This window comes from Pauljensenia hongkongensis, assembly GCF_001746855.1.
GTDB classification, from domain to species: Bacteria; Actinomycetota; Actinomycetes; order Actinomycetales; family Actinomycetaceae; genus Pauljensenia; species Pauljensenia hongkongensis.
Genome location: NZ_CP017298.1, coordinates 769,212 through 774,621 on the forward strand (window position 1 = coordinate 769,212; position 5,410 = coordinate 774,621).

The window sequence follows — 5,410 nt, forward strand, 5'->3', positions numbered from 1 at the left end:
ACGGCACTACCCCGCCGGCGCCCGCCTCGTCGGCCCCGCCCGCGCCCACCGGGCAGCTCCCCGCGCCCGGCCCGGAGCCGGAGGGGGGACCGCTCAGCGTCACCGGGCCCGCAACCGGCCTGGAAGAGCCCGCGCCCCAGGAGGGCATCGCCAACGAGGAATCGGTGACGCGCGCCGACCTGCCCCCCGCCCCGCCGGCCGCCGTCGCCGAGGCCACCAGCCCCTACACCCGCCAACAGCACGGGCGCGCCGCCTTCACCCGGGGCGCGGGCGCGGCCACCAGCGACCAGACCTCCGTCCTCAAATCCGCGGCACGGGCCACGGCCAAGCACATGGAGGCGTCCCTGTCCGTCCCGACCGCCACCTCGCAGCGCCAGATCCCGGCGAAGCTGCTCATCGAGAACCGCGCGCTCATCAACTCCCACCTGGCGCGGAGCGTGGGCGGCAAGGTGTCCTTCACCCACCTCATCGGCTACGCCCTGGTCGAGGCCCTGTGCGAGATGCCCGGCCTCAACGTGCGCTACGCCCTGGAGGGCGGCAAGCCCGCCGTCGAGCACATGGCCCACATCGGCTTCGGGCTCGCCATCGACGTGGCCGACGCCGAGGGCAACCACTCGCTGAAGGTGCCCGTGGTCCGCGACGCCGACACCCTGACCTTCGCGGAGTTCGTCGCCGCCTACCAGGACCTGGTGTCCCGGGCGCGGCGCGGCGCCCTCGCCCCGGCGGACTTCGCGGGCGCCACCGTCACCCTGACCAATCCCGGGACGCTGGGGACCACGACCTCGGTGCCGCGCCTCATGGCGGGCCAGGGCATCATCATCGGCGTGGGCGCCACCGACTACCCCGCCGAGTTCCGGGGCGTGTCCCCCAAGCGCCTGGCCGCGATGGGCATCGGGAAGACGATGTTCTTCTCGTCCACCTACGACCACCGCGTCATCCAGGGCGCCGACTCGGGCCGCCTCCTGGCGCTCATCGACCAGAAGCTGTCGGGGCGCGACGGCTTCTACGAGCGCGTCTTCACCTCCATGCACGTGCCCACCCGCCCCTACAAGTGGGAGGCGGACTACGAGTACGACCCCGCGCGGGAGAAGGGCAAGGCGGCGCGCATCGCCGAGCTCATCCACGCCTACCGCTCCCGCGGGCACCTCGCCGCCGACACCGACCCCCTGTCCTACCGCGTTCGCCACCACCCCGACCTGGAGCTCTCCTCCTACGGCCTGTCCGTGTGGGACCTCGACCGCCCCTTCCCCGGCGGCGGCCCCGGGGGCGGCCAGACCCTCCCCCTGCGCGAGATCCTCGCCCAGCTGCGCGACACCTACACGCGCACGGTCGGCATCGAGTACATGCACATCCAGGACCCCGTCCAGCGCCAGTGGGTGCAGTCCCGCATCGAGAAGCCCTACTCGGCCCCCGACGACGCCGAGCAGGCGCGCATCCTGGACACCCTGATCCGCGCGGAGGCGTTCGAGGAGTTCCTCCAGACCAAGTTCACGGGCCAGAAGCGCTTCTCCCTGGAGGGCGGGGAGTCCCTGATCCCCCTGCTCGACGAGCTCCTCTCCTCGGCTGCCCTGGCGGGGATCCACGAGGTGGCCATCGGCATGGCCCACCGCGGGCGCCTCAACGTCCTGGCCAACATCGCCGGCAAGTCCTACTCGCAGATCTTCGGCGAGTTCGAGGGCAACTACGTGGCCAACCCCGCCCAGGGCAGCGGCGACGTGAAGTACCACCTGGGCACGTGGGGCGTGTACTCCGTGGACGACGGCATGGCGACGAAGGTGTACATGGCCGCCAACCCCTCGCACCTGGAGGCCGCCGACGGCGTCCTCGAGGGCATCGTCCGCGCCAAGCAGGATGCCCTGGGCGACCCGGACCTGCCGATCATCCCCGTCCTCATCCACGGGGACGCGGCGTTCGTCGGGCAGGGCGTCGTCCAGGAGACCCTCAACATGAGCCAGGTGGAGGGATACAAGACGGGCGGGACGATCCACGTCATCGTCGACAACCAGATCGGTTTCACCACCGGCCCGGCCTCCGGGCGCTCCACCCGCTACCCCACGGACCTGGCCAAGGGCCTGCAGATCCCCATCCTGCACGTCAACGCCGACGACCCCGAGGCGGTGGTGCGCTGCGCCCGCCTCGCCTTCCAGTACCGCTGCCGCTTCCACAAGGACGTCATCATCGACATGGTGTGCTACCGCAGGCGCGGGCACAACGAGGGCGACGACCCGTCGATGACGCAGCCCGTCATGTACTCCCTCATCAACCGCATCCCCTCCACCCGTTCCGTCTACGTGCGCAACCTGGTGGGGCGTGGGCGCCTCACCGAGGAGCAGGCGCGGGCCTCGATCGCCAAGTACGAGGCGGAGCTGTCGCGCATCCTCGACGAGACGCGCTCGGGCGGGCACGAGGGCCGGCCCGCCCCCGACCCGTCGCTGACGGCGGGCGTGGGCGGCGCGGGCGAGGCGGAGGACTCGGGGTGGACGATGCCCGAGTCCCAGCTGCCCGGCCAGGGCATGATGATCGGGTGGACGTCGGCCACCTCGGCCCCCCGGATCCGCCGCATCGGCAAGGCGCACACGCGCTTCCCACAGGGGTTCACCCCCCACCCCAAGATCCGGCGGCTGTGCGAGCGGCGCCGCGAGATGGCGATGGGCGAGCGCCCCATCGACTGGGGCTTCGCCGAGATCCTCGCGATGGGCACCCTGCTCATGGAGGGGACGAATGTGCGCCTGTCCGGCGAGGACGTGGCGCGCGCCACCTTCGTCCAGCGGCACGCGGTGCTCCACGACCACACGGACGGCAGGGAGTTCACGCCCCTGCGGTTCCTGCGCCCCGACCAGGCCGACTTCGGCGTGTGGAACTCCCCCCTGTCCGAGTACGGGGTGCTCGCCTTCGACTACGGGTACTCACTGGAGAGCCCGGAGACCCTGACGATCTGGGAGGCGCAGTTCGGCGACTTCGCGAACGGCGCCCAGACCGTGATCGACGAGTTCATCTGCTCGGCCGAGCAGAAATGGGGCCAGCGCAGCGCCCTGGTCATGCTGCTGCCCCACGGCTACGAGGGGCAGGGGCCGGACCACTCCAGCGCGCGCATCGAGCGCTACCTGCAGCTGGCCGCCCAGGACAACATGTGGATCGTGCAGCCCTCCACCCCGGCGAACCACTTCCACATGCTGCGCACCCAGGCGTACAAGCGCCCCCGCAAGCCCCTCATCGCATTCACCCCCAAGCAGCTGCTGCGCCTGGCCGCGGCGGCCTCGTCCGTGGAGGAGTTCACCAGCGGCTCCTTCCGCCCCGTCATCGGCGAGGCGCGGGCCGGCATCGACCCCGCGTCCGTGGAACGGGTCCTGGTGTGCACGGGGCGCGTCTACTACGACCTGGTCCGCGAGCGCGCGGCCAGGCGCGACCCGGCGACCGCCGTCGTCCGCCTCGAGCAGCTCTACCCGCTGCCCGCCCAGGCCCTCGCCGAGGAGCTGGCCAAGTACCCGGGCGCCGAGGTGGTCTGGGTGCAGGACGAGCCGAGGAACCAGGGCGCGTGGCCGCACCTGGCGCTCAACCTGTTCGCGCAGTGGCCCAGGCCCGTGCGCCTGGTGTCGAGGCCCGAGTCCGCGACCACCGCGGCCGGCCGCCCGTCGCTGCACAAGGAGCAGGCCTCGCTCCTTCTGCGCGCGGCGTTCGGCGATTAGGGCCCCGCGCTCCGTATCCTGGACGCATAGCGGTGCGAGTCGAAGGGAGTGGACGATGCGGCTGTGCGTGATCGGCGACGAGCTGGTGGCGGGCACGGGCGATTCCCGGAGCCTGGGCTGGATCGGCCGCGTGTGCGCCCGCTCCCGTTTCAAGGTCCCCGCGACGGTGATGGCGCTGGCGATGCCCGGGGAGACCACGAAGGAGATGGGGATGCGCTGGGAGGCCGAGGTCTCCCCCCGCCTGGCGGACGACCAGCCGCGCGGCCTGGTGATCGGGGTGGGGCCCGCCGACGTGCCCGCGGGCGTGTCGACTGCGCGTTCGCGCCTCAACCTGGCGAACATCACGGACAGGGCGGCGGTGCTGGGGATCCCCTGCTTCGTCGTGGGGCCCCCGCCCCTGGCGGGCGTCGACCAGCAGGCGCTGCGGGCCCTCAGCCGCTCCTGCGCGGAGGTGTGCGCGCGGCGGCAGATCCCCTTCGTGGACACCTTCACCCCGCTGGTGTCGCACGACCAGTGGTTCGAGGACATGGCGGGGTCGATGGCCCGCAACGAGGCGGGGATGACGCTGCCGGGGCAGACGGGGTACGCGCTCATCGCCTGGATCGTCCAGCACCAGGGCTGGTACGAGTGGACGGGGGCGTCCCTGCCCGAGGACTGACGGCGCACTGGGGGCCGCTGGCCGGGCGCTGCGGCCGCTGTTCCGCGTCCCCCACCGGTCGGAGTTCCGGGCCTCTCCCCGTCGAGTCGCAGCGCGCAAGGCCGCCCTGCGGGCCCGGGCCCGCCTACCCGCGCGCGGCCCTGCTGGCGGCCTCCGCCGTCGCCACCGCATCCAGGAGCCTGCGCGCCGAGGCCACCCGGGAGGCGCGCCGGGCGAGCACCCCGGATCCCGGGTCCGCCCCCCCGCCGCTTCCGGCGCCGAAGGGGGCCTCGCCCCGCGCGAAGGCGTCGAGCGCGCAACTGGGCTCGGACTGGGCGTGCGTGCACAGCGGCAGGCACCACGAGGCGGCGTCGCGCACGTCGGGGAAGACGGCGAGCACGTCATCGGCGCCCACGTGCCCCAGCCCGAAGGAGCGCACGCCCGGAGTGTCCACGATCCACCCGCCGCCGGGCAGTTCGAAGGCCTCGGAGGAGGTGGAGGTGTGCCGCCCGCGGCCCGTCACCCCGTTCACGCGGCCCACTGCGCGGTCCGCGTCCGGCGACAGGGCGTTGATGAGGGTCGACTTGCCGACACCGGAGTGGCCGACCAGCACCGAGAACTCGCCGCTCAGCGCCTCCGCCAGCCGGTCGGCGCCGCTGGCGCCCCCGCCCCCGGTCACGACCACGTCGAGGTCGAAGTCCGCGTAGGCGCCGACCAGCGGCCCGGGGTCGGCCAGGTCCGATTTGGTGAGGACCAGGACGGGGCGCAGCCCCGCCTCGTAGGCGGCCACGAGGCAGCGGTCGATCATGCCCGTGCGCGGCGGCGGGTCGGCCAGGGCGATGACGACGCACATGAGCGACGCGTTCGCCACGATCGCCTTCTCGCCCCGCGCGTCGGGGGCGTCCTCCAGGCTGCGGCGCAGCACGGTGGAGCGCTCCTCGACCCGGACGATGCGCGCCAGGGCCCCGGGCGCGCCCGACAGGTCGCCCGCGAGGCGCACCCTGTCGCCCATGATGACGCCGCCGCGCCTGATCTCCTTGGCGCGCACCCCCACGACGCGGCCGGCGCCCCCGGCGCGCGGCCCCCG

At 73.3% G+C, this 5,410-nt stretch carries 3 protein-coding genes; 2 read left to right on the forward strand and 1 reads right to left on the reverse strand.

What is annotated here, in order from left to right; translation table 11 throughout:
* Together BH719_RS03210 and BH719_RS03215 are read left to right on the forward strand one after the other, a co-directional pair.
* Nucleotides 1-3,686, forward strand: a 3,686-nt coding sequence (locus BH719_RS03210; protein ID WP_009743310.1) for a multifunctional oxoglutarate decarboxylase/oxoglutarate dehydrogenase thiamine pyrophosphate-binding subunit/dihydrolipoyllysine-residue succinyltransferase subunit, incomplete at its 5' end; no start/stop codon positions are given.
* A 55-nt stretch (nucleotides 3,687-3,741) separates the two neighbouring features.
* The gene (locus BH719_RS03215) at nucleotides 3,742-4,344 is read left to right on the forward strand and encodes a GDSL-type esterase/lipase family protein (RefSeq protein ID WP_009743311.1); all 603 of its coding nucleotides are present in this window, start codon (nucleotides 3,742-3,744) and stop codon (nucleotides 4,342-4,344) included.
* A gap of 124 nt (nucleotides 4,345-4,468) precedes the next feature.
* Here BH719_RS03215 and rsgA read toward each other — a convergent pair.
* Nucleotides 4,469-5,410, reverse strand: a 942-nt coding sequence (gene rsgA, locus BH719_RS03220) for a ribosome small subunit-dependent GTPase A (protein WP_009743312.1), incomplete at its 5' end; no start/stop codon positions are given.